This is a genomic window from Streptomyces sp. NPDC007095 (assembly GCF_040634475.1).
Lineage (GTDB): Bacteria > Actinomycetota > Actinomycetes > Streptomycetales > Streptomycetaceae > Streptomyces.
The window spans coordinates 1-22,661 of the sequence record NZ_JBEYFS010000060.1 but is presented as its reverse complement, the minus strand read 5'-3'; the positions used below and the strand labels follow the sequence as shown (position 1 = coordinate 22,661).

At 68.8% G+C, this 22,661-nt stretch carries 27 protein-coding genes and 1 pseudogene; 14 read left to right on the top strand and 14 right to left on the bottom strand.

Annotated elements, in window-relative coordinates; all coding sequences use genetic code 11:
• Positions 1 to 130: 130 nt before the first annotated feature.
• Together ABZ656_RS21645 and ABZ656_RS21640 are read right to left on the bottom strand one after the other, a co-directional pair.
• On the bottom strand, positions 131 to 973 hold the full coding sequence (locus tag ABZ656_RS21645; RefSeq protein WP_360269857.1) for a universal stress protein: 843 nt from the start codon (positions 971 to 973) through the stop codon (positions 131 to 133).
• Between the two features lie 754 nt (positions 974 to 1,727).
• Positions 1,728 to 2,498 (bottom strand): STAS/SEC14 domain-containing protein, encoded by a 771-nt coding sequence (locus ABZ656_RS21640; protein WP_218977999.1) that lies wholly within the window; start codon positions 2,496 to 2,498, stop codon positions 1,728 to 1,730.
• 64 nt (positions 2,499 to 2,562) lie between these two features.
• Between ABZ656_RS21640 and ABZ656_RS21635 the strand changes: the two genes are divergently transcribed.
• Positions 2,563 to 3,546 (top strand): hypothetical protein, encoded by a 984-nt coding sequence (locus ABZ656_RS21635; RefSeq protein ID WP_360269855.1) that lies wholly within the window; start codon positions 2,563 to 2,565, stop codon positions 3,544 to 3,546.
• 41 nt (positions 3,547 to 3,587) lie between these two features.
• Here ABZ656_RS21635 and ABZ656_RS21630 read toward each other — a convergent pair whose 3' ends face one another.
• Positions 3,588 to 3,821 carry a GNAT family N-acetyltransferase gene (locus ABZ656_RS21630; RefSeq protein ID WP_360269853.1) on the bottom strand — a complete coding sequence of 78 codons (234 nt, stop codon included), beginning with the start codon at positions 3,819 to 3,821 and terminating at the stop codon, positions 3,588 to 3,590.
• Positions 3,822 to 4,572: 751 nt separating this feature from the next.
• Between ABZ656_RS21630 and ABZ656_RS21625 the strand changes: the two genes are divergently transcribed.
• A complete protein-coding gene (locus ABZ656_RS21625) occupies positions 4,573 to 5,424 on the top strand; it encodes a slipin family protein (protein WP_101402960.1) in 852 nt (283 codons plus the stop codon).
• 144 nt (positions 5,425 to 5,568) lie between these two features.
• On the opposite strand, the gene ABZ656_RS21620 is transcribed toward ABZ656_RS21625, so the two are convergent.
• A complete protein-coding gene (locus tag ABZ656_RS21620; protein WP_360269850.1) occupies positions 5,569 to 6,645 on the bottom strand; it encodes a lysylphosphatidylglycerol synthase transmembrane domain-containing protein in 1,077 nt (358 codons plus the stop codon).
• Between the two features lie 260 nt (positions 6,646 to 6,905).
• Here ABZ656_RS21620 and ABZ656_RS21615 point away from each other — a divergent pair, with 260 nt between their 5' ends.
• The gene (locus tag ABZ656_RS21615) at positions 6,906 to 9,662 is read left to right on the top strand and encodes a cation-transporting P-type ATPase (RefSeq protein ID WP_101402961.1); all 2,757 of its coding nucleotides are present in this window, start codon (positions 6,906 to 6,908) and stop codon (positions 9,660 to 9,662) included.
• 24 nt (positions 9,663 to 9,686) lie between these two features.
• On the opposite strand, the gene ABZ656_RS21610 is transcribed toward ABZ656_RS21615, so the two are convergent.
• Positions 9,687 to 9,821 (bottom strand): hypothetical protein, encoded by a 135-nt coding sequence (locus ABZ656_RS21610; RefSeq protein ID WP_360269848.1) that lies wholly within the window; start codon positions 9,819 to 9,821, stop codon positions 9,687 to 9,689.
• Positions 9,822 to 9,847: 26 nt separating this feature from the next.
• On the opposite strand from ABZ656_RS21610, the gene ABZ656_RS21605 reads away from it, so the two are divergent.
• The 3 genes and pseudogenes from ABZ656_RS21605 to ABZ656_RS21595 form a co-directional block, all read left to right on the top strand.
• Positions 9,848 to 10,000: a hypothetical protein gene (locus ABZ656_RS21605; protein WP_180362269.1), complete on the top strand. Its 153-nt coding sequence runs from the start codon at positions 9,848 to 9,850 to the stop codon at positions 9,998 to 10,000.
• A 51-nt stretch (positions 10,001 to 10,051) separates the two neighbouring features.
• Entirely contained in the window at positions 10,052 to 10,888 is an 837-nt protein-coding gene (locus ABZ656_RS21600) for a transposase (protein ID WP_360269846.1), read from the top strand.
• A gap of 117 nt (positions 10,889 to 11,005) precedes the next feature.
• A pseudogene (locus ABZ656_RS21595) lies at positions 11,006 to 11,323 on the top strand (transcriptional regulator); the annotation flags it as partial.
• A 21-nt stretch (positions 11,324 to 11,344) separates the two neighbouring features.
• On the opposite strand, the gene ABZ656_RS21590 reads toward ABZ656_RS21595, so the two are convergent.
• The gene (locus ABZ656_RS21590) at positions 11,345 to 11,698 is read right to left on the bottom strand and encodes a hypothetical protein (RefSeq protein ID WP_360269844.1); all 354 of its coding nucleotides are present in this window, start codon (positions 11,696 to 11,698) and stop codon (positions 11,345 to 11,347) included.
• Between the two features lie 328 nt (positions 11,699 to 12,026).
• Here ABZ656_RS21590 and ABZ656_RS21585 point away from each other — a divergent pair, with 328 nt between their 5' ends.
• Positions 12,027 to 12,584, top strand: coding sequence for a DinB family protein (locus tag ABZ656_RS21585; protein ID WP_360269842.1), 558 nt, complete (start codon positions 12,027 to 12,029; stop codon positions 12,582 to 12,584).
• A gap of 92 nt (positions 12,585 to 12,676) precedes the next feature.
• Positions 12,677 to 13,228 carry an NUDIX domain-containing protein gene (locus ABZ656_RS21580; protein ID WP_101404046.1) on the top strand — a complete coding sequence of 184 codons (552 nt, stop codon included), beginning with the start codon at positions 12,677 to 12,679 and terminating at the stop codon, positions 13,226 to 13,228.
• Positions 13,229 to 13,458: 230 nt separating this feature from the next.
• On the opposite strand, the gene ABZ656_RS21575 is transcribed toward ABZ656_RS21580, so the two are convergent.
• Positions 13,459 to 13,716: a hypothetical protein gene (locus ABZ656_RS21575; RefSeq protein ID WP_360269840.1), complete on the bottom strand. Its 258-nt coding sequence runs from the start codon at positions 13,714 to 13,716 to the stop codon at positions 13,459 to 13,461.
• A 176-nt stretch (positions 13,717 to 13,892) separates the two neighbouring features.
• Positions 13,893 to 14,750 carry an endonuclease/exonuclease/phosphatase family protein gene (locus ABZ656_RS21570; RefSeq protein ID WP_360269838.1) on the bottom strand — a complete coding sequence of 286 codons (858 nt, stop codon included), beginning with the start codon at positions 14,748 to 14,750 and terminating at the stop codon, positions 13,893 to 13,895.
• 446 nt (positions 14,751 to 15,196) lie between these two features.
• On the opposite strand from ABZ656_RS21570, the gene ABZ656_RS21565 reads away from it, so the two are divergent.
• The 3 genes from ABZ656_RS21565 (at position 15,197) to ABZ656_RS21555 (ending at position 16,411) form a co-directional block, all read left to right on the top strand.
• On the top strand, positions 15,197 to 15,382 hold the full coding sequence (locus tag ABZ656_RS21565) for a hypothetical protein (protein ID WP_360269836.1): 186 nt from the start codon (positions 15,197 to 15,199) through the stop codon (positions 15,380 to 15,382).
• Entirely contained in the window at positions 15,379 to 15,690 is a 312-nt protein-coding gene (locus tag ABZ656_RS21560; protein WP_180362271.1) for a hypothetical protein, read from the top strand. Before ABZ656_RS21565 ends, ABZ656_RS21560 begins: the two co-directional genes overlap by 4 nt.
• Positions 15,691 to 16,177: 487 nt before the next feature.
• Positions 16,178 to 16,411: a hypothetical protein gene (locus tag ABZ656_RS21555; RefSeq protein WP_101402968.1), complete on the top strand. Its 234-nt coding sequence runs from the start codon at positions 16,178 to 16,180 to the stop codon at positions 16,409 to 16,411.
• Positions 16,412 to 16,476: 65 nt separating this feature from the next.
• Here the strand turns inward: ABZ656_RS21555 and ABZ656_RS21550 are convergent, their stop codons facing one another.
• From ABZ656_RS21550 to ABZ656_RS21535, 4 genes are all read right to left on the bottom strand, one after another.
• Positions 16,477 to 17,658 carry an amidase domain-containing protein gene (locus tag ABZ656_RS21550; RefSeq protein WP_101402969.1) on the bottom strand — a complete coding sequence of 394 codons (1,182 nt, stop codon included), beginning with the start codon at positions 17,656 to 17,658 and terminating at the stop codon, positions 16,477 to 16,479.
• Positions 17,659 to 18,001: 343 nt separating this feature from the next.
• Entirely contained in the window at positions 18,002 to 18,871 is an 870-nt protein-coding gene (locus ABZ656_RS21545) for an alpha/beta hydrolase (RefSeq protein ID WP_101402970.1), read from the bottom strand.
• A gap of 362 nt (positions 18,872 to 19,233) precedes the next feature.
• Positions 19,234 to 19,713 (bottom strand): hypothetical protein, encoded by a 480-nt coding sequence (locus tag ABZ656_RS21540; RefSeq protein WP_360269833.1) that lies wholly within the window; start codon positions 19,711 to 19,713, stop codon positions 19,234 to 19,236.
• A gap of 13 nt (positions 19,714 to 19,726) precedes the next feature.
• A complete protein-coding gene (locus tag ABZ656_RS21535; protein ID WP_360269831.1) occupies positions 19,727 to 19,960 on the bottom strand; it encodes an MOSC domain-containing protein in 234 nt (77 codons plus the stop codon).
• Positions 19,961 to 20,223: 263 nt separating this feature from the next.
• On the opposite strand from ABZ656_RS21535, the gene ABZ656_RS21530 reads away from it, so the two are divergent.
• Positions 20,224 to 20,400, top strand: a complete 177-nt coding sequence (locus ABZ656_RS21530; protein ID WP_159064543.1) for a hypothetical protein — start codon at positions 20,224 to 20,226, stop codon at positions 20,398 to 20,400.
• Between the two features lie 131 nt (positions 20,401 to 20,531).
• On the opposite strand, the gene ABZ656_RS21525 is transcribed toward ABZ656_RS21530, so the two are convergent.
• Entirely contained in the window at positions 20,532 to 20,699 is a 168-nt protein-coding gene (locus tag ABZ656_RS21525) for a hypothetical protein (RefSeq protein ID WP_180361945.1), read from the bottom strand.
• Between ABZ656_RS21525 and ABZ656_RS21520 the strand changes: the two genes are divergently transcribed.
• The gene (locus tag ABZ656_RS21520; RefSeq protein WP_101402971.1) at positions 20,641 to 20,760 is read left to right on the top strand and encodes a CGNR zinc finger domain-containing protein; all 120 of its coding nucleotides are present in this window, start codon (positions 20,641 to 20,643) and stop codon (positions 20,758 to 20,760) included. The two genes, ABZ656_RS21525 and ABZ656_RS21520, sit on opposite strands and share 59 nt — an antisense overlap.
• A 190-nt stretch (positions 20,761 to 20,950) precedes the next feature.
• On the opposite strand, the gene ABZ656_RS21515 is transcribed toward ABZ656_RS21520, so the two are convergent.
• Complete coding sequence (locus ABZ656_RS21515) at positions 20,951 to 21,283, bottom strand: antibiotic biosynthesis monooxygenase (protein WP_360269828.1); 333 nt, start codon at positions 21,281 to 21,283, stop codon at positions 20,951 to 20,953.
• Between ABZ656_RS21515 and ABZ656_RS21510 the strand changes: the two genes are divergently transcribed.
• On the top strand, positions 21,284 to 22,588 hold the full coding sequence (locus ABZ656_RS21510; RefSeq protein ID WP_360269826.1) for a recombinase family protein: 1,305 nt from the start codon (positions 21,284 to 21,286) through the stop codon (positions 22,586 to 22,588).
• The last annotated feature ends 73 nt before the right edge of the window (positions 22,589 to 22,661 follow it).

Genomic DNA, 22,661 nt, shown 5'->3' with positions numbered 1-22,661 from the left:
CTCGACCGGCACCTGTCAATTCATGCAGTGATTTGTGGCGGCTAGCGCGGTGACGCCAGCCTGTTGAAGCCGTCGGCGCAACCGCTCGGGGAGGGCGCTGCGGCGGCATGCTGCCAGCGGGCAGCGATACTCAGGCCCGTGGGCGAATCACTGCCAGGGGGCACTGGGAGAACTGCAGGAGGTGGTGGCTGACGGAGCCGAGGGCCAGACCGTGGAAGCCACCGAGTCCACGAGAGCCGACGACCAGGAGGTCGGCCCGGTCCGAGGCGCGGGCCAGCGCGATGACCGGTGGCTCGTCGGGCAGCTGTTCCACCATCTCGACATCGGGATGCTCCTCGCGCAGCGGAGCCAGCCACTCCTCCAGCGCCTGCCGCTGCTCCTCGGCCATAGCGTCCTGGGCCGCGCTGACATAGGCGTGGGGCCCTGGGTGGCTCCAGGCGTGCACAGCCTGCAACTGGGCGCCGCGCAGCGACGCCTGCTCGAAGGCATACGCCAGAGCGGCCCGGGAGTGCGCCGACCCGTCGGCGCCGACGACGATGCGGCCATGGCCGGTGGTGGCGTGGTTGACGATGACCACCGGGCTGGCCGCGTGACCGACCACCTGCAAGGCGACCGAACCGAGCAACAGACTCCCGAAGCCGCCCATGCCTTTTGTCCCGAGTGCCACCGTGTGGGCGTGCTCGGCTTCGGCCAGCAGTACCGCTGCCGGGGTGCCCGAGGGAAGAGCGGATGTGACCTCCAGGTCCGGATGGGCTTCCTGCACGATGGCGGTGGCCTCGTCCACGACGCCTTGGTCCCAGTCACGCGCCTCCTGGGCGCGCCCCTCTTCGGTGGTCCCGTAGGAGTGGAACAGGGGCAGGACGTGGATGATACGCAAGGGACACTGGCGCAGAGTCGCCTCATGGGCGGCCCACACCAGAGCTCGCAGACTTCGCCCGGAGCCGTCGACTCCGACCACGATCGGACCAGTCATTACCTCTCCCGGGTATACGGAGGTCGGTGTTCGCCGCCGCTGGATCTGCGGTTGCGTGACCATGGCCATCAGACTTGCCGCGCAAGCGACTCAGCCATCGGTCGGTCAGGGGGCCGCACCGGTCTGCATGATCTCTCGGGCGGTGGTCATGGGCGTCTCCTTCGGTGTCCGCGCGGAAAGAGCCCGTGGACTCTGGGCCGCCCCGGCATCCCCTCAAGACCAGTGTGGATACATCACCTCCCGCGCGCATGCCGCGGAACGGTACCCACGGCGTGTCAGAGACTGCGCCGCATGGCCGCTCGGGCGAGTCCGACAGGGCCGCAGGCCAGCGTCTGTGGCCAGCGCGCGGAAACCGGCGCGCCCTTCACGCAGCGCCTCCGCCCTCCGGCCAGGTCCTCGCACACCATCGGCCGCCCTGCCCCGGTCGACTCCTGGCGGTTGCAGCACTTCGGGCGCGTGGGTTCCTGGGCAGTGCACCAGGCCCGCCCGGCCCTCAGGCCCCGCGCCCCGCGTGGCCAAGTAGCCCCTGCCGATCGTGTAGAGCGGCACAGGCACCGAGTACGACGAAGGGCGCGATGACAGTGCACACCCCCATCGAGGCCGTCGACCGCATGGCGTGGATGTGTTTGAAGCGGATGCCAGCCGCCAATCGTGATCGTCTTCTCCTTCGCTCAAGAACGCCGGGATGCGGAATGCCTTACGGCTCGATGCGCGGCCCTTGGACGTAGCGCCTGGGCGGAGGGGGGCTGTCACCTCAACCCGCACCGGCAGGGTTACGGTCGGGCGGGCTCGAGGCCCAGGCGACGGCGTCGTCGAGTTCTCCGTATCCGAACTGCCGTACTTCGGCTTGGACGAAGTGCTTCGCAAGGTGAGGCGCGAGGCCGGCGAGCTTGCTGTCGGCCGCCAGCGCGATCCTCCTGACCTTGCGATGGTGGTCACGGACGAAACGTACGTGCCGGAGCAGGCTTCCGATGTTCTCCCATCCCGGGACGGCGCGAGCGTGCACCACGGCACCGGCCAGTTCGTCATGGGTTTCGAGCCAGCTGTCGGCTGTCTGTGCCAGCGCGTCGAAGTCCTGTGCGCGCAAGGGCTGTTCGACCTCGACCACGAGAACCTTGGACTCGGACAGGAGCTGGTGGGAGACGCCGGGCCCTTCGGGCAGTGAGACGAGCCAGCGCAGAGCCTCTTCGCGATCCTGGTCGCCGAAGACGCGTACCGGACAGGGCATCAGGAAGCTCGCGAGCCGCGTCGACTGCCGGATCCAGCCGATGTCGCTGACGACGGCGCACCCTTCGAACAGGCGCATGGCGCCGATCCCGACCTTGAGGTCCTCCCACCCGGCCGCTGGGGTGAACGACCGGAATTCCGGGCCGCACTTGTACAGAAGCCGGATGCGGCGGCCTTCCCTGCGTGCGTCGTCGACGAGCGGCTCGATCACCGCTTCGTCGGCTGCCGGTGACTTGATCGTCCGCCCTGTCGTGGGCGTGCCTGGCAGCGAGATGCGGGAGGGAGTGTTTCGGGGCACGGTGGGAGGGGGGCCGGTTGCTGGCCGGTTCTTTCCTTGCATCGCACTAGCCGAAGGAAACGTGATGGCCGTAGCAACAGACATGCTCGTTCCGGCGCTGCGCGAGGTCCGCGAGGCCGAAGCCGCGCTTGCCGACCGTTTGAAAACTCACCTCTCAGTCACGCCCGCCGGGGAGTACCGGGAGGTCCTGGAACGCCGCGTCGGTGACGCCCGCGGGCATGTATACCGCATCGACGAACGTCTGGGTACTTTGAAGCCCCGTGGGCTGGTGCAGACCGTTCTCGAGAATGCCTTCCACATCACCAGGCAAGCTGTCCAACTGCCCTTCGATGCAGCGATGTCCGTCCCGGGCGCCGTGTTTGGGGGGCAGGGGAGGGCGTCGGAGGAGCAGCTGCTGAAGAACGTCGAGGACGAGTATGCGGTCACCGCGTTCGCCGTGGCCGTCTGCCGGGCCGCCGAGCGTATCGCCCAGGAGGCCCAGGACGCCGCCAGCACGGAGTTGCTCGGTTCCGTCCGCAGTGACGGCGAGGAGGTGCTGGAAGAGCTCGGCAGCAGCCTTGAGCAGCGCGCCGAGGCAGCGGTGGTGGCCGCCGAGACCGCTGGTGGCGTGGGCGTCGCCGGCGCAGCCCAGGCGGTCCGCGACTGGAGCAACTGGCTGCGGGAGACGGCCGAGCGCATGCCTGGCGTGGACCGGCTCCAGGGCGTACCGGAGGGAGCCCTCATCACGGAGGGCGAGTTGCCGATCCCCGATTACCGCAGTCTCGGCACCAGGTCGATCCTCGACCGGCTCCCGTACTTGTCCCAGAGGGATCTGGCCACGGTGGGCGCCTATGAGCGTTCCCATGCGGCGCGCTCCGCGGTCCTGAGCAGGATCGCGGACCTGCTGGGCCCCGAGCCCTGGACCGGCTACGACAGCATGAATGCCGGCGAGATCCGTCAGCGGCTCGGTGATGCCGAAGAGAGTCTCACCCGGCGGGTGCTGGAGTACGAGCGCCGCCATCAGGCACGCTCCACTGTCCTTGCGGCCGCCGAACGAGTCCACATCTGAACGGGCACGTCCCTTTCAGGGCTGCATCGCGCCCCCGAGGCTCACGCGGACGACCGCGTGCCCCGGGGGTGTCGGTGCTGGTAGGTCCACAGCTGGTCGACGAGGGTGAAGCCGAAGGACTCGAAGAGCCGGGAGGCGGCCTGACTGCCAGGGGTGCGGTGCGGGGCGTCATCGATGACGACGGGCGCGACCTCGGTGGCACCTTGCTCGGCCAGCAGGGCCAGGGCCTGGGCGAGCAGTTTGTGGCCGAGGCCACGGCGACGGCGCGCGGGCATGGTCTCGGCCCCGAACCGCCGCGACTCGGCTACCGGCCCGAACCCGGATCACCGCCCGGCAACCCTCGTCCCCACGCGCCGGGGACGAGGGACACAGACGCGCACCTCGCGGCGGCGCGAAAGCCACACCCGCGTCCCCATCAGTCGGCTCTCCGCATGCGGGACCGACGCCTCCCACCACGCGATCCGGCAGGACCCGGACCCTGGCGCCCGCTTCATGGGCGCACTCGTCCCGGAGCGGCTCAGCTTCTGGGCGGGGCGGGGCGGGGCGGGGCGGGCCGAGGTCGGATGGTGCTGCCTCGGCTGTGCAGCGGTCAGCGCCGTGATGCCGCCGTAAGCATGGACATGCCTGCCAGGGGCCTGGTGGCGGCGAGGGAGGCGATCAAAGACGGCTGCGAAGCGGCCCGCAGTCACAGGAAGGCGCCGGGGCCGGCCAGGAGCGGGGTGAGCACGGCTGCCAGGGCGCTCCTGACTCGCTCGGCGGGGCGCCGTTCGGTGCGGTCGCCGAGGAGAACAGCCCGCCTGAGTTCAGCTTGGGGCCGTTTGGCCCCTGCCCCGCGCGTTCGCGTCAAGGGATGCTGGATTGACGGCGAGCGGGGCTGAGTGTTCTCCGGAATGTCCGGTATTCCCGTTCTGGTTGATGCGGGCCTTGGCCACGAGTAGAGACCAGACAGTCGGACCCCTTGCTGTGCCGTCGCATTCCCGGGGCCTCGGGCAGGTACGACGTGGTCCTCATTCTGAGGAGCAAGCAATGGGAGTTCTGATCTTCCTTCTGGTCATCGTGGCGCTGTTGATCGTGGTGGCGTTGGCCATGGCCGTGAAGGTCGTGACGCAGTATGAGCAAGGTGTGCTGTTTCGGTTCGGCCGGCTGGTCGGAACGCGGCCCCCTGGTCTGCGGGTCATCATCCCGGTCGTTGATGTCCTGCGTCGGGTGTCGCTGCGGGTCGTCACGATGCCGATCCAGTCCCAGGGGATCATCACCCGGGACAACGTCAGCGTCGATGTGTCGGCTGTCGCCTACTTCCGGGTGGTCGACGCGGTGAAGTCGGTCATCGCGGTCGAGAACGTGCAGGCCGCGATCAATCAGATCGCACAGACCACCCTGCGCAAGGTCGTTGGCCAGCACACGCTCGATGAGACGCTGTCTGAGACGGACCGCATCAACCTGGACATCCGGGAGATACTCGATGTCACGACTGCCGCGTGGGGCATCGAGGTCACCCTGGTCGAGCTCAAAGATATCCAGCTGCCCGACAGCATGAAGCGCGCGATGGCCCGCCAGGCCGAGGCGGAGCGGGAGAAGCGCGCCAAGATCATCAACGCCGAGGGTGAATCGCTCGCGGCAGCGGCGCTCGGCGACGCCTCGGACACGATGATGGCCCATCCGCTGGCTCTGCAACTGCGCAACCTGCAGAGCCTGGTGGAGATCGGCGTGGACAAGAACACCACCGTAGTGTTCCCCGCCCCGCTGATGAGCACCATCGGTGAACTCGGCTCCTTCCTCGGTCGGGAGGCGGCAGCGGCCGCATCCGCCGCGCCGCCCGTCGGGATCACCAAAATCGTCCCCGGCCCGGTGCCGAACGGAGTGACCAAGACCGTGTGATCAGCAGCGCTTCGCCGGTGGCTCACCGGGTCCGTGCCCCGGTGAGCCACCGACGCCATGCGACGGGAGGGCCGGTCGGGTGCCTGGGCAACCAGGGCGGAAGAGGTTCTCGTGGCGCTCCGTGGAGACGACCCAGTGACGCTCTCATCCGGCACGCCGGTCAGATCCGGCGCGGTGGTCCGCGCGTCGTGAGCCGAAGGTCAGGCCGAGCCAGCACGCCCAGCCGATGGGTTGCATCGCCCAGTAGCTCGCGATCCGGTAGAGCAGCGTGAGCGCGATTGCCTGGTCGGTGCGCAGCCCGTCCAGCACGAGTAGTGCTGTGAGGCTGGCCTCCACAACACCGAGACCGCCCGGCGTCAGCCGCAGGCTGCCCGTCATCTGGGTGAGCGTGTATGCCACGAGGATCCCGCGCCAGGGAACGCCGATGCCCAGCCCCCACGCGCAGGCGAGGAGGCAGGCCGCGTCGCAGCCCCAGTTGAGCAGCGCGAACGTGAAGGGCCGCCACCACGGGCGCAGCCCCGGTCGAACAGCATGGACGTGCCGGACGAGGGCAAGCAGGCCGTCCTGAATGTCCCGCAGCTGCTGGGAACGTACCCCGAGCCGCCGCCAGAACCGCCAGACGCGGCGGCGTACCGGTGCGAAACGGGAGAGGCCGGCCACAGCGCCCGCCGTCACGCCGAGGACCGCCGCGAGCCCGAGCACCACGGGTCGCAGCGCGCCGAGCCCCGCGGAGCCGCTCGCCAGCGCACCGGCCACCAGCAGCGCAAAGAGCGCGGCCGCCGACAGCACTCCCGAGACGGCGAGCACCGCTCCCGCAAGTACCTGTCCCACACCCCTGCGCCGGAACTGCGTGAACATCCATGCGGCCGCGAACGCCGCCCCGCCCGGCAGTGCGCCGGCGACGGCGTTGGCCGCCAGCACGATGGTGCCGACGACCCTGAGCCGCAAGCGCGCCTCGCCCATGCGCAGCAGCCACTGCTGCAGTGCGATCAGAGCGCCGAGAGACGCTGCCTCGAACCCGGCGACCAGGACCAGCCGGGGCATCCGGACCGCGGCGATCAGGTGCGAGGCCGCAGCCAGGTCGTGCCGCCGGTACACCGCGACGACCGCCGCGATCACCACCAGGGCGACGGAGGCGAGCCACCACAGCCGACGTGGCTTCCTGAAGGGTGCGGCGACGAAGTCCTCACCATGCTCGACGTCCTTGTCCGCGCCGTCCATGTCGGCCACCGTACGGCGCCGCACCGCCCTACGAGATGAGGCGTAAGCGAGCCGTCCTTGTACCGGGGCCGCCGGCGGTTCCCCGTCGTGCGCGCAGCTGTCCGCGGGAAACGGAGCCGGGACGGACCACTCACCTGTCGAAAGTGCGGTCGGAACGCGCAGTGGCCTGCCTGTCCGCCCTGGGGAGCGCGGGCAGGCACGGGCTCCAGTCGAGGTGTCGTTCCGCCGGCGGACTCCGAACCGGCCCTAACGTCTGCTGAGTGAAGAGTCGACACGAGGCGTGGGTGCGGCCGGCGGGGCTCGACCCTGAGGAGGCGGCGGAGCTGCTCCTGCGCGATCTGCACAGTTCGCGATCCGGTTTGACCTCGGTCGAGGCCGGGCGGCGACTGCTGCAGTACGGCCGCAACGAGCTGCGCAGACGCGGCGGCCGCCGCTGGCCTGGTGAACTGGCGCGCCAGTTCACGCACCCGCTCGCCCTGCTGCTGTGGCTCGCCGCAGCGCTGCTCGTCGCCGTGGGCTCGTACGTCGTGGCCGCCGCGGTCGTCCTCATCATCTTCCTCAACGCCGCGTTCGCGTTCGTCCAGGAGGTGCACGCCGAACACGCGGTCGAGGCACTGGCCGCCTACATCCCCCAACGGGCGAAGGCCCACCGCGACGGTGTCCCGCGAGAGATCGATGCCACCGAACTGGTCCCGGGCGACATCATCGTCATCGAGGCGGGCGACCGGATCGCCGCCGACATCCGCCTCCTGAAAGGGGCCATCGAGGTCGACATGTCGGCGCTGACCGGGGAATCGGTGACCACGCTGCGCTCGGCCTCGATCCTGGACGTGGACGTCCCCGTGCTCACGGCGCACGATCTTGTCTTCAGCGGCACCAGCTGCACGGGCGGCGAGGCCCACGGTGTGGTCTTCGCCACCGGTATGAACACCGAGCTCGGCCGCATCGCGGCGCTCTCCGAGCGAGTCAAGCAGGAGCCCAGCCCCCTTGAGCGCCAGGTGCGGCGGGTCGCCTGGCTGATCGCGATCGTCTCTGTGGCCCTGGCACTCGCCTTCATCCCCCTGGCCACGCTCGGCATCGGGCTGTCGCTGGTCAACTCCGTGGTCTTCGCCGCCGGCCTGCTGGCCGGCATGGTCCCCGAGGGGCTCCTGCCCGTCATCACCCTCGCCCTCGCCGTGGCCGTCCGCGCGCTCGCCACACGCGGCGCCCTCGTCAAACGGCTCAGCGCCGTGGAAACCCTCGGCTCGACGGACGTCATCTGCACCGACAAGACGGGCACCATCACCGAGAACCGCATGCGCCCCACCCACGTGTGGACCGCCTCAGGACTCCTCGAACTGGACGACACCTCGGCGCTCCAGCACGGCACCCCGGCCGACCCGGCGCGGGCCACTGTCGGGCGGATCGCCGCCACCTGTAACAACGCCCGCGTCGAACCCGGCGAGGAACCCAGCGGCGATCCCACCGAGATTGCCGTCCTGCTCGCCGCCCGCGAGCTGGGTGCCAGGCTCGCAGCCACCGAGCGGGAGGCCGACCGCTGCTGGCAGTTCCACTTCGACCCCGAACTCAAGCTGATGTCGACCATCGACCGGCACCACGGCCGTCTCGCCATCCGCACCAAGGGAGCACCCGAAGCACTCCTGCCACACTGCACCACCTTCCTCGGCCCCCAGGGGCAGCAGTTGCCGCTCACCGAACCCGACCGACAGCGCATCACCGCCCAGGTGGATGCTTTCGCCGCCGACGGCCTGCGCGTACTTGCCCTGGCCGAACGGGAACTGTCCCCCGACCGCAGACCGCCGCACCGACGAGGCGACGCCGAGACCGAACTGTGCTTCGCCGGACTGATCGCCATGCTCGACCCGCCGCGCCCCGAAGTCGCCGAAGCCGTACGCAACTGCCACACCGCCGGCATCCGCATCATCATGATCACAGGCGACCACCCGCTCACCGCCACCGCGATCGCCCAACGTGTCGGCATCACCGGCAGCAACCCCACCGTAGTCAGCGGCCGGCAACTGGAGAACCTCGGCGAGAGCGAACTACGCACCCTCGTCAGCCGGACACACGACATCGTCTTCGCCCGCGCCTCCCCGGAGGCCAAGCTCCGCATCGCCGACGCACTGCGCGAGGAGGGACACGTCGTCGCCATGACCGGCGACGGGGTCAACGACGCCCCCGCGCTACGCCGCGCCGACATCGGCGTCGCCATGGGCCGCTCCGGCACCGACGTCGCCCGCGAAGCCTCCACCATGGTGCTCACCGACGACAACTTTGCCTCGATCGCCACCGCGGTACGCGACGGCCGCCGGATCTACGACAACGTCCGCAAATTCATCATCTACATCTTCGCCCACGCAACCCCCGAGGTGACGCCGTTCCTCTTCTTCGCACTCGGCGGCGGCCGCATCCCACTCCCTCTGACGATCCTGCAGCTCCTCGCCTTCGACATCGGCAGCGAGACGCTCCCCGCCCTCGCCCTCAGCCGCGAACCCGCCGAACCCGGGCTCATGGACCGCCCGCCCCGGCCACGAGCCGAGGGCGTCATCCAGGCCCCGATGCTGATCCGCGCCTGGCTCTTCCTCGGCGCCCTCGTCGCGGCACTCCAGATGACAGGCTTCTTCTACGTCCTCACCAAAGCCGGCTGGTCCCTCGGTGACCCGACCGGGCCAGGGCAGCCCCTGCACCACGCCTACCAGCAGGCCACGACCATATCCTTCCTCGGCATGATCGCCGGACAGATCGGCACCGCCTTCGCCGTCCGCACAACCCACGCCTCGCTCCGCTCCGTAGGCGGCCTGTCCAACCGCTACCTCCTCGCCGCCATCGCCGGCGAACTCCTGCTCGCAGCCGTCTTCGTCTACACTCCGCCATTCCAGAAACTGCTGGGAACCGCCGCCCTCCCCGCGAGTGATCTGCTGTTCCTGCTCCCCTACCCCTTCATCGTCTGGGGCGCCGACGAACTCCGTCGTTACCTGATCCGACGGCACAACTCCCGTTCTCCCCAACGGGGATAGCCGCAACGCTGCACGCAGGGAGTGTCATGAATTGGGCTCTGGCCCGTAATCGGTGGTAACGAAGGGTGCCTTCCCGCCGCCGTACACCCGGGCCATGTAGGTCCCCAACAGCGGCGTGCTCACCGTCAGCAGGGCGAGCACGAACACCACTTCGAACACCCCGGTAGGAGGCCGGACCGGTCGAGGTGCACGTCATCCCGCCGCACCGGCCGCCCAAACACCCGCTGACCGCGCGGCTGCCCCACCTCGCCCGCCCCACGCACCGGGGCCGGGTGCCCCTGCCCCACCGGCGCACCGCGATCGGCTGGGCGCTCTCGGTCCTCGCCCCCTGGCGATGACTGTGCTGCTGCTACCCGCCCGAGGAAGTCTCGGTCTCGCGGGAGCCCTGCTTGATCCTGCTGGACACCGGCTACCGGGGCGCGGAACTGGCCACCGAGCTGGACTGCCTGTCCGTCCAGCTCCTGGTGCGACTGCGCAGCAACCGGCGCTTCCACTTCGACCCGCCACCACGGCTGCCCGGCACCAACGGGCGCCCCCAGCGGCACGGCGCGGAGTTCTCCTGCGCCCGCCCCGACACCCGCCCGGCTCCCGACAGTGAAGTCAGCCTGGACAGTGACTGGTACGGGAAGGTGACCATCCGCGCCTGGCGCAACCTGCACCAGCAGCTGACCCGCCGCTCCAGCTGGTGGAGCGACTGGCCCGAGGACACGCCCTTGCCCATCGTGCGTGGCACCGTCCTGCACGTGCAGGTCGAGCGGCTGCCGCACGGCGGCGGCACGGAGAGGGACTTGTGGCTGTGGCACCTCGGCCCCCAGCCCGCTGATCCCGTTCTGCTGTGGATGGCGTACATGCGCCGCTTCGACCAGGAGAACTTCCACCGGTTCGTCAAGGGCCACCTCGGCCTGGGCGCCGCCCGCCTGGACGCGGCCGAAGCCGTCGACCGGTGGATAGCCCTCGTCCTGGCCGCCTACACACAACTGCATCTCGCCCGGCACCTCGTCGACGATCTCCGCCGCCCCTGGCAGGCATGCCCGCCCCTTGGCACCACCTTGAGCCCCTACCGAGTCCGGCTGGGGTTTCGCCGCTTCCGCGCGAAACTCCCCGCGATCACCAAGCCGCCGAAACCCCGGCCCGCAGGGCCCGGCCGCCCCAAAGGCTCACGGAACGGGCCGAAACATCCCCGCCCCACCTATAGACCCCCGACCAGCCCCTGTCACCCGGAGTGACCGGGAACTCAAAATGCAAGGCTTCCGCAACCCCACCAATCAACGCCTACGCACACGCTGCGTCACCACCCGCCGAGCCCGCGGACACCTCCGCACCGCCAAAATTCGAAGACCCGAGAAACCGCCGCCCTGGCTGGTTCGGTGGCCTGGGACCTGGGTGAGCACGACAAAGCCGACGCCTACTACAAGGTCACGTCGCAGTGCGCGACGACCGCCGGGCACCCTCCGCTCCGAGCCCTGGTCCTGACCTACAGCAGCTACGGCGCCTCAACGCCGAAGGCGAAGTTGGAGTTCCTTTCCCAAGCGGCCAGCGACGTGCGAGGCCACGGCAACGCTACTGCTGCTGCCTGGGTCCTCGGCAGGCGTGCGGAGGAGGCTGCGGCGGTCGGCGACGAAATGGGGGCGCTCCGGGCGTTGGAGCGAGCGCGCTTCGCCGGAACGCCTCGATCTCGGAAGTCAGTTCCACAGGGGAAGGTCGACCCATTGCCCGAATCCGTCCGGCTTCCCATGGGTGTAGACGAGGCTCAGTTGGGTGTAGTGCGACAGATCAGGGTGCTTCTTCCATGGCTGTGGCGCGTTGAGCCGCACGATCACCGGGTACGAGTGGAACTTGCCCGCGGCGCAGTACGGCTTGCAGTCGTTCACCACGTTGAAGCCCTCGGCCACCGCGGAGTCCGGGTGCCACTGAGACCAACGGAGCGAGGTGAGGCGGCTGTTGCCGTCACCGCACGCGAGGATGAAATCGGTGGGGCGCACCTGCGCGTGCCAGAAACAGTCGACCATCACGGGCTGTCCCGCCTGGTGTTTCACGCTGGGCGTGGACGGCGGTGACGGAGCAGGGGTGGAGGAAGCTGTTCCCGTGATTGCTGCGAGCGACACAGCGGCACAGAACGTCACCGCTGTCCTCACTGTGCGTCTTGGCATGTTCGCTCCCAGTCGCAATCTCTTTCGACCAGCAGGCCCGGCGCCTGGTCCGCCCCTTCTTGCGGCGGCCAGCTCCATTACTGACGCTACGACGCTGCCGGAGGATGCACCACTCGCACGGAGTAACGCGTGCTCCATCCCGCGACGAGGCTCCGGACGTCGACATCACACCGCCGTCACGCCGTCACCGGCGAACCCCGAAGGAGAAGTCAGCATGAGTACGACCAGTCCACGGAGGCGGGCCGCCATGTTCGTCGGAGACGACGACGACCCGCGGCTCGGTGCTCCCTCGACCGGCGAAGAGCGAGCCATGCTCAGCGGATTTCTCAGGGCCCAGCGGACCACGCTGGAGCTGAAGTGCGCGGACCTGGAAGGAGAGTTGGCCCGACGCTCCGTCGAGCCCTCCACGCTCTCGCTGCTCGGACTCGTACGCCATCTCGCCGACGTGGAGCGCCGATGGTTCCGTCAGGTCCTCGCCGGTCAAGACGCGCCGCCTCGCTTCTCGTCGCCGGAGGAACCCGACGGCGACTTCGACGGCGCGGTTTCCGATCCCGGCCTTGTGACCGAAGCGTGGCAGGCATGGCGCGCCGAGGTCGCGTTCGCCGACGCCTTCACCAGGGACGCGCCCCACCTCGACATCGCGGGCAAGGACGCATGGCGTGGGACGGTGTCGCTGCGCTGGGTGCTGATCCACATGATCGAGGAATACGCCCGTCACAACGGACACGCCGATCTCCTCCGTGAACGTATCGATGGGGCGATCGGTGTCTGAGGAGTTGATCTCGGAGCTTGTGCCACCACACCAACTCGGCCGTTGAGCTGGGTGTGTCGTCAGCCCAGCGGTTCTGTGAAAGCGTGTCCGCCGTGGGCGAGATGGTGGAGCGAGTGGACGAGCAGGACCACACACTGGGGGTGGTGGATCGAGGCGAGGCCATCCGCCGGAGGTGGCTGCACCGGGTTGCCACCACCGTATGCCGCGAGCCTGGCGGTCGGATCCTCGTCCACCGGCGTCCCGATCACGTTTCCCGCTTCCCCGGCCAGTACAACTGGCTGGTCGGTGGTGCCGTGGGCGTGGGCGAGACCTACCCGGCAGCCGCCTCTCGCGAACTCGCCGAAGAACTCGGGGTCCACGCCCCGACGCGGTTCCTCTTCAAGTACCTGTGCCGGGGTGTCATCAGTCCGTACTGGCTCGGCCTGCACGAGGCGGTACTCAACGAACAGGTTGTACCGGATGCCTCGGAAGTCGCCTGGCACGCCTGGCTCACCCCGGTTGAGCTGCGCGCTGCGATGTACGACACGACGTTCGTCCCCGACGCCCGCGACGCGTTCGACCGATACCAGGCGGAGAAGGCGGGTCCACGCGGCTCCTTGCCACGGCACTCGGCGCTCCCACCGCGTCCCGAACGCTCACCCTGACCGCTCTCGACTCGGCCTGTGCCGTCGGCGGCTCGTCCGATCCACCGTCAGCCCGTGGCGGGGCCGCAGGTCTGAGCGGTGTGCAGTTGTGGTGCCAGCGTCGCCACGACGGTCACGGAGACCGTCGCGAGCCACACCGCGTACAGCACCACTGGCCGCCTCCGTCGGCCCGAGACCACCACCCCCGTGATCCACGCGCCCGATGGTCCGGCGGCCAACGCCGCCGCGAGTCACACGGGCAGCACGTACGCCGCGAGCACCACCTCGGCTACCTGCCACAGGGCGGCGTTGCGGTACCGCGGGTCGACCTGAGGGTCATCGGCCCAGTAGCAGTGGACGCGCGCCGCGCACCCCGCGGTGACGACCACCAACGCGGCCAGCCCGTGCGCCGCCGCACCGGCCTGCGGCGCGGCAGGGAACGAGGCGGGCCGGAGAGCGTCCCGAACGCCGCCGTCCACGCCACTGAGCTCGCTGACCGCCAACCTCACAGCCCACGCGCCTTTCCTGCTCTGCCACGCCCGGCGGGGCACAGGCGGTGCAAGTACCGGGAAGGCCGCTACGACCTTGGTGTACCGCAGGCACCCGGCACATCTGGGAAAGCACGCACGTAAGACACCACGTATCCGGGGCCGCAGTTCGACCGCGCAGATCCCCGTAGGCGGCACTACGACACCGGCGATGCGGTCGGGAGGGCGATGCGCGCGGTCAGCGCCATATGGTCGGAGAGCAACGTTCTTTTCCCGCCGCCGAGTTGTACCGGCTCCGCGAACAGCAGGCGGGGTCCGGTCACCGGGTACCGCTCGGCATCGCCCGCGACCAGTAGATAGTCGACGCGGTGCGCCGAGGCGCCAGGCGGCAGCAGCTCGGCATGGAACGTGGGGTGACCGACCGCGTGGAACGGGTCCCGCCACGCTCCTCCGTCCACGATCAATGGGTAGAGGGGGCTGCTGTCCGGGATGTTGAGATCACCGCCGGCGATCACCAGTTCGGTATCGCCCCGGCGAGCTCTCCGAAGGGCCTGATGGAACATGGCCAACTGCCTCTGCTGGAAGCTGTGGTGGCGGTTGTCCACCGACCAGTCGCCGTCCCTGTTCGCGGTCAGGTGGACGTTGCCCACCAGAGTGCGGCGATCCGCCAACTCGAAGATCAGTACACCCTGTAGACGCCCCCACAGGGCTCTGGATCCGCGGAACAGCGGGCCGGACTCCCCGGGCCGGGAACCACGGAACGACTCGTACGACACCGACCGCAACGGCAGCCGCGAAAAGGAGGCCAGGCCCCCGGCCGGCTGACCGGCCACTCCGGTGGCGCGGGCGACGAAGGGATACGAGGGGAGGTGGGTGCGGATGGTTCTGAACAGCGTGGCCGTCCAGACCTCCTGGAAGTTGACCACGTCGACGCCCGATTCCTCGATTCTCCGGCAGAACTCGACCGCACGTTCCTTCGGCGAAGGCAACGTCGAGGAAAACCCGCAGCAGACATTCATCGACGTCAGTCCGATCGTCGCCGGTCCGCCGTCCATGCGGCACCTCCTCAATCGAGCCCGCCCCCGAGAGTGTCGGGGGCCGACCGTACCGCAGTGGGAATTCCCGAGAGAGACGCGACTCCAACGGTGATCCGCGGTGAACCGTCACCGGTGATCGCGGCGGTGGACAAATGGTGTCTGGTGGTCGGGACGAATCCTGCCCGTCGCGCCACCGCGGCGGATCCGGGATTCTCCGGTTCCGCCTGGATCACCGCCTCCTTCCCACCCTCGATCGCCGCGTACTGGGACCCCGAAAGGAGGGCTCGGGTCGCCAGGCCCCACCCCTCCAGGACGGATAGAGGCAGGCGACATTCACCTGGCCGGGAGCCAATCCCTCTCCCTCGGAACGCAAGTCCCCTCGAAACGCAAGTCGATCGTCCCCGAAAGGCCGCCGTCCCGATTCGTCGCCGCGTGACGGCGGCGATGCCACTACAATTGGTGTCATGTCTGCCATCACTCTGCGGATTCCCGACGCCATGGACAAGGCGCTGCGCGATGCCGCAGCCGACGCCCCCTCCCTGAACGACTACATCCTCCGAGCCGTGCGTCGGCAGATGACGCTGGACGCCGCCCGTCGGCTCGCCCGGATCGAGCCCGTCGATCTGGGCGGCGAGGGCGACGCCCTGTGACGATCCAGAAGGGCGATGTCTGGGACGTCGACACCGGCAAGGGAAACCGCACGGTCCTCGTCGTCAGCCTTGACGGACTGGCCGATGCGTACGGCGCCGTGGTCGCCCTGGTGCTGCACGCCCCGGCGGTGCACCCCGACACGGCGATGAGCGTGCGCCTGACCACCCCGGTCGACGCCTCGGTCGTCGCCGTCAACCTGCTCCAGCTTTCCGCGGCGCGTTTCGAGACAGCCACGCTGCTCGGCAACATCGGACCCGAGCAGCAAGTGTTCATCGACAACGCACTCCGGGCGGTCCTCGACCTGTGACCGAAGCTCTCTGGGGAGGCGGCGCGCCTGCCGCTGGGGGTCGCGGACCGCGGGTGACGAGGAACCGGTCGACGTAGCGGACCGGCCGGAGCCACAGGCGGTCCGCGAGGAGGCCGACCTGCGGGAGGCGATCACCGGCACCGTCACGCGCCTCACCGATCTCCCGGAACGCGCCGGGGACCTGATCATGGTCGATCCCACTGTCGTCCATCACCGTCGCAGCCGCCGCGCCTCGGCCGAGCATCGGGCCGGACGGCGTGCTCGCTGTCGGCCTCGGCCGGGCTCAGCCCCGTTGCCCCGCTGGACCTGATGGACGGCCCCGCTCGGGTATACGATCAGATTGTGCGCGGTGAGCAGGGCGGATTGCCTGTGCGGCGTCTTCCTGAAGGGCTGCGCGCCTGGGAAGTGGTGAGCCACCGCCCCCTGGCGCAGGCCCTGGCGTCCGCCGGGAACCCCGGCCCTGACGAGCGCCGCGCAAGGAGTGCTCATGACCAGTCCACACGAGATCGATCCGCGCGCTCTCTCTGATCCGCGCAACGTCTATCCGACCGACGAAGAGTTCTACAGGAGCGGGCGCCCGGCTGACGCCTCACTGCCGGAGGACCGGCCCCGTGGAGGAGAGCCCGCGACGCCGCTGAAGCGGCGGGGGACGTGGGCGACCGTTGCGCTCGTCGCCGGCATCATCCTGCTGATCCTCGTCGGGATCGCACTGTTCCCGTAAGTGATCGGGAACCAAAGGAGCGGGAGCCGGACACTCGGACCGGCTCCCGCCCCGGAAAGGACCGCTCAGGTGCGGTAGGCGTAGTACGCCGCGTTCGGATACGACGCGATGATGCTCGCCACCGACCTGTTGTAGGTGTTGGTGGAGTGGTACGACACATACGGCACGCCCTGCGGGCTGCGGTAGGTGACGATCATGCTGTGGTCCTTGGACCCGTCCTTGTTGAAGTCCATCTGCAGGACGTCACCCACGTCCAACTGGTAGACGTTGGCGAGGCTGGTGACCCGCTTGGAGGACAGGGCGAACCACGAGAACTCATTGACGCCGACGAACGAGTCCGACTGGATGTCGGAGTTGCCGAACCACTTGTGGAAGTCGTCCGTGTAGCCGGGGACATGCTTCCAGCCGCCTGCTTTCAGGGACTGGCTGACGAAGTTGGTGCAGTCGCCGCCGGCACCCTGCCCGTTGAAGTTCGGGTAGGCCGGGTTGTAGTTGTTCCAGTACTTGGCCGCGTACGCCGCCATGGCCTTGTAGTCGTAGCCGGAGGCCGAGAAGTTCTTCGGCTTGGCCGGCGCGGGCAACGTGATGGCCGAGCGGGTCGCCGCGGGCGGGGCGTCGTCGGCGGCCGTCTTGGGCGCGGCGACGAACGTGGTGGCGGCGACCTGGTTGACCGCGACGCCGTCGTCGGTGTCACGGATGCCGGTCAGCTGCCAGTCGCCCTTGCGGTCGGCCTTGAACGTCAGCTCGTGGTGCGCCTGGAAGCCGGTGGTCTTCGGCTCGTTGCCCTTGACCTTCTCGTAGGTCAGCGTCGTCGTCTCGGTGACGTTGACCGTGGCGTGACGGCCCTTCAGTCGCGTACGGTCCAGCGAAACGCTCGTGTTGGCCGAGCTGTACTTCTCGCCGAGCGACTCCAGACGGGACTTGCGGCCCCGCAGTTGCGACAGTGCGGACTTCTCCTCGCGCGACAGCGTGGAGGACACCCGCACGTCGCCGGAGAACCGCGACGAGAGTGTCGTGTTCCGGCTGGTCTTGACGCTGTCCACCAGGGCGTCCGTACGGTCGGTGAAGACCGCGTCCGCCAGCCGTTGGAAGGTGGCCTTGGTCGACGGATCCACGGCGGGGTCGGCGACAGTCGACGCGCCCGCGGTCCAGTTGGGCAGCAGCGCGGCGCCGGCGACGACCGAGGCGGCCGCTGCCGTGACTATGGTCGCCCGTCGCCGCTTACGGCTCAGTTTCCTTGATCTCAATGATGTTCCCCTCTACGCCGGTACTCGATACCGGGAGCCGCATCCTCGCACGGTATGTGTGGCTCCTGTGAAGGGGGTTGCCGAAGTGGCCCAACCGCAACATGCGACTCGTCGACGGGACCGTCGTCGCCCTGCCCGGCCCCGGCGCCGCGCCGCGCGTATGCGCCCCGAGCCGCTCACCCACACCGGGGCGAAGTTGCTCAAATCACTGCTCCGTGAGGGCGTCGCCCTGCCGCCACTTCGCTCTGGTGGCCTCCAGCTTTGCGTCCCGTACGCCGACGTCCGCAAAGTGCCGTACAGCGAAGGGCTGTTGCCGCCGCCGAGGACACGCGGGCTGTGTGTCTCAGGAGGTGACGCGGGCGAGGAAGTCGCGGATGTACCCGGTGATTTCGTCCAGATGGCTCTCCAGAGCGAAGTGCCCGGACTCGAGGAGATGGATCTCGGCGTCGGGCAGGTCGCGTTGGAAGGCGCGGGCTCCGTCCGGGCCGAAGATTTCGTCGTTGGCCCCCCATACGGCCAGCAGCGGCACCTGGCTGTCGCGGAAGTACTGCTGCACCTGGGGGTAGAGGGCGACGTTGGCCGGATAGTTCCGGAACAGCGTGAGTTGGATGGCGTCGTTGCCGGGGCGGTCGAGCAGCGCCTGGTCGATGGTCCAGCTGTCCGGGCTGACGAGGCTCGGATCCGCGACCCCGTTCAGGTATTGCCAGCGGGTCAGTTCGAGGGTCAGGGCCGCGCGGAGGGGGGCTTCGTTCTCGGGCGTCGGGTTCTCGGCGTAGGCGAACGGCCCGTCCCAGAACGCCTTGACGAGTCCGTCGGTGTAGCCGTTGCCGTTCTGCGTGATGATCGCGGTGATGCGCTGCGGAGACCGGGTGGCGAGCCGCCAGGCGATGGGCGCTCCGTAGTCCTGGGCGTAGACCGCGAACCGGTCGACGCCGAGCTGTTCCAGCAGGCCGGCGGTCACGTCGGTGAGAGCGTCGAAGGTGTAGTCGAACTCGTCGACAGTCGGCATGGCCGACTGTCCGAATCCGATCATGTCGGGTGCGATGACGCGGTAGGTGTCGGCGAGTGCCGGGATGAGGTTCCGGAACATGTGCGAGCTCGTCGGGAAGCCGTGCAGCAGCACGAGCGCCGGTGACCCCGGGTCTCGGGCCTCTCGGTAGAAGACATCCATGCCGTTAAGGGTGGCGGTGCGGTGATGCACGACGCTGCTCATGTCAACCTCCAATGTTGCTTTGAGCGGTTAGCCGCAGTCCGGCATGCGAGGTCTAACCTGTCAAATTATCTATGACGGTTAGATCTTTGACGGTTAGATCTTTGATGGTTGGATTCGGGATTCGAGATTCGCTATGCCGAAAGCCCCGAAACCCTTGAGCCTTCCGTCGGGGGCTCACAGATCCAGCAGGACGTCAGCGGCGGGGATGCTGCGCGAGCGCCCCGAAGGCTGCGGTGTGGATGTTCGAACTACTCAGCCCCGCCGTTGGAGCGCGGATGGCACCGTCGACATGAAGCCCTCAGGGCCGCATGGGTAGGCGTGCGCATCAGCAGGGATGCCGAGCTCCCGGATCCCGTCGCTGGTCATGCGTCCGTGCGTGATGCCCGGCCCCCGGCGATCTCCAGATCCGGGGCGGTGAAGTAGATGAAGGTGCGGGCCTGCGGCAGGCGGGCGAGGAGCTGCCGGGCCTCTTCCGCGAAGGGCTGCTGTTCGGGATCACGCGCGGTGTGCACCCACCACACGGCTCGGGAGCTGTGGCCGAGGGCCAGTTGGTACAGCATCGCCAGCACGGGCGTGACGCCGATGCCCGCCGAGAACAGTGCCACGGGAGTGTGGTCATCGGCCAGCACGAACGTCCCGCGGGGGGCTGCTGCTTCGATGACGTCGCCCGTGTGCAGATGGGCGGGGAGGTAGGTGCTGACCGTGCCGCGGTCTTCGCGTTTGAGGCTGATCCGGTATTCGGCGGCACCGGGGGCGGAGGACAGTGAACGGATGCGCACCAGTCCGGGCCGGCCCTCTCCTGGGATGCGCACGGTCAGGTACTGGCCGGGCGCGGCCGACACGTGGCCGGGTGACCTAGAACTCGGCTTCGCCGATCCGGTAGCGGTCGCCGACGCACACCTCGTCGTCCGCCGGCCCGTCGACGGTGAAGTTCTCCCCGAACCGGCCGAACTCCAGATCGTCGCGCTCGAAAACCTTGCACCAGTACGCGTAGGACTGCGTCCGGTAGACGAGGACTGCCCGCTGCTCCCCGCCGTGGCCCTGAAGGCCGCCCTGGCCGTCACTGTCGATATTGAGGCGGCGAACCATCCGGGCGGCCGTCGACGGGATGCTTCCACGCTCCCGTGTGAACCGTCCTGTCGCGCCGGCGCACGTCCTTCGGCCGCCCCACGTTGACTGAGAGCAGGGTCGCCGTCTCATCCTCCCGGTGCGGCGCCGCCGCACGGCGAAGCCGGTCGCTTCAGCATGCTGCTCAGTGATCCGGCCGATCGGAGCCCGGCTTTCGTGGGCCATGCGCACGATTTCCTCCGGCGCGGGAGGCGAAGAAGCCTGCAAAAAGGTACAAAAGTAGTGTGAGCAAGAATCCTGAAACCCCACAAGACATGGATAAATGGGCTGACCGGATCCGGACGGTCTCCTCGACTTCCGATCCCCAGGCCGCCCGCAAGCTGGCCGGTGACATCTACCGCGCCGCACAGGAAGATCTCGACGCCGAACGTGCCCGGGCGGAGTACGAACGCGAGGAATGAGCCGGTCCGCCCCGTCGGCACAGCACGCCTCACGGTGAGGGGGTGCCCTTCGCCGTGAGGCGACGCTCGGGTCCCGTGCCGCGAAAGGGCCGGACCGCTCTTACCCGCGCGGCTGCCCTCCGTCGGGAGCCTCAGTGGGAGAGGACCTCATCGGTCCCGCGGCCGCGGTCGACACCGTGAGGCACCACCTGCTGGCCCGGTTCGAGGTGCGGCCGCTCACCGTCGAGGTAGACCTCGACCTTGTCGGGCTCGAAGGAGAACAAGCGGCGCAAGTGGTGCACCAGCAGCATCTGCGGCAACCGCGCACGGGTCGCCCGCCACTACGAACGAACCCGCACCGACGGAGTCGGTGGCACCTGACACACGGAGCGGCCGCCGAAAGGCGCTCGGCCGACATGGCGGGAGCGAGCGACGGGTCGGCGGCCGTCCCCGACACGATGGCCGCCACACCAGTCGCAGGGCGCGTCTGGTGTGGGGCCACAAGCAGATCATCGTGCGCAGGGCCGCAACCGGGGCCGCGTGGCCCGCCGACGGCCTGCCCGGCGTACGGTCATGCGCTGGTCGGCGCCGCCTGCTGCACGACCTCGAAGGACCACAGCGTGGACCCGCTCGCCGCCGGCTTGGGGCGCTCACCGCTCCCCGCGTCACCGCCCTGGTGGGCCGCCTTCATGGGGCCCTCCATCCAGGCCTGGAAGGACTCCTCGTCACGCCACCGCGTGTACACGAGGTAGCTGTCGGTGCCTTCGACGGGGCGGAGGAGTTCGAACCATTCGAATCCGTCGGAGTTCTCCACGGCATGGGCACGCGAGGCGAAGCGCTTCTCCAGCGTCTCCCGCTGCTCGGCCGGGACGGTCAGTACGTTGATTTTTACTACGCTAGGCACATGACACCTCTCGTCAAACGGGGCCCGGACTGGACCCCTAACCTGGACCATGTGCGCGCAGTCTCCTACATCCGGCAGTCAAGGAAGCGTGAGGACGACTCCGCGTCGTCCCCCGAAGCACAGCGGACCAAGTGCGAGGCGCTGATCACGGCCAAAGGCTGGGACAACGCGGGCCACTTCGCCGACGTCGGTAAATCCGGCTGGGACCCCAAGGTCGTCCGGCCGGAGTTCGAGGAGATGATGTCCGCCGTTCGCGCCGGGCACGTAGACGCAGTGGTCGTGTTCTCGCTGTCCCGCCTCACTCGACAGGGTGCCCTTGAGGCCATGCTGATCAATGAGGAGTTGGCCAAACACGGCGTGCTGCTCGTCAGCGTCGAAGAGCCCTACCTGGACACGTCCACTCCCATGGGTGTCGCGATCTTCGGCCTTATCGCTGCGCTGGCCCAGCAAGAGTCCGACATGAAGTCGGCGTACATCACGGCGACGAAAGAGACGCTGAGGGCAGCGGGTAGCCACGTGTCCGGCATGGCCCCGTACGGCTTCCAGTCGACGCGTGAGCCGCGCGGGGAACTGGTGGTGGTCAAGCTGGTCCCTGATCCCGCTGAGGCCCCGTACGTGCGCGACATGGTGTCCTGGGCACTGGGCGGCATGACCGCATCGGCCGTGGCTCGCAAGCTGAACACTGAGGGCGTACCGACCAAAGCAGCGGACATGGCAGCGCGTGTGACCGCCCGCCGGGCCCGAGGCGCAAGCCAGCCGCTGGAGCGTACGACGTGGGTGTCGTCCACTGTGCTCCGCATCCTCCGTGACCCGCGCCTTGCCGGCTACGCCGCCGAACGCCAGGGGACCAAGCGCGTCATCCTGCGCGACGCCTCAGGGGTCCCGCTGGCTGCGCATGAGCCGATCATTCCGCCGGATGACTGGTGGCGCCTTCAAGACGTACTCGACGGCCGTGCGCCCCAGGTGGTCCGCCAGGGTGGGCGCTCCGTGCCGTCGCTGTTGGGTGGCGCCGGGATGCTCTTCTGTGGCGTCTGCGGGTCGTCTGTGGTGACCGACCGGAGGAACGGCAAGCAGCTCTATCGGTGCAACCGGGCCCAGTCCGGCGCAGTACCGGGACACGGTGGTCTGGCCATCAACATGGACGCCGCTGACGACGTGGTGGCCCGTACGGTGTGGTCCCGCCTGACAGCGCTGGACCCCGAAGACCCCGAAGATCTCGAATGGCTTGCCGAGGCCGCACGCCGGTTTGCAGCGCAAGCGGACACGGGCGAGCGACAGGCCGAACTAGTAGATTGTCGCGGCTAAGTTTTGGGATATAGGTGGCGCAGTTTGATGCGTGCGTCGTGGGTGGTGAACTGCCAGTCCACCTGACGTTGGT